At 67.3% G+C, this 248-nt stretch carries 1 pseudogene; it reads left to right on the top strand.

The window, feature by feature from the left end:
- Positions 1-248 (top strand): annotated as a pseudogene (locus SB754_RS22125) (transporter); the annotation flags it as partial.

Below are 248 nucleotides of genomic sequence, written 5' to 3'. Positions count from 1 at the left end.
CATGGTGTTCTTCGGGACCCAGGAGGGCAGCGGCCCAACGCTGCTGCTGTTTGCGGGACCGCTGCTGGGCTACCTGCTCGCCTTTGGCATCTCCGCCGATGTCTCGTATGACAACACGGCCTTTGCCCTGCACGTCAGCACAGGTGTTTCCGGTGCCGCGGACCGGGCCGGACGCGTGATTGCCTGCGGCGTTTTCGCGCTCCCGGTGACGGTCCTGGCTGCGGTGGTGCCATGCCTGGTGCTGGGGG

The organism is Leifsonia sp. SIMBA_070 (assembly GCF_046534635.1).
Lineage (GTDB): Bacteria > Actinomycetota > Actinomycetes > Actinomycetales > Microbacteriaceae > Leifsonia.
The sequence above is the reverse complement of the archived record's forward strand: the minus strand, read 5'-3'. Positions and strand labels throughout refer to the sequence as shown.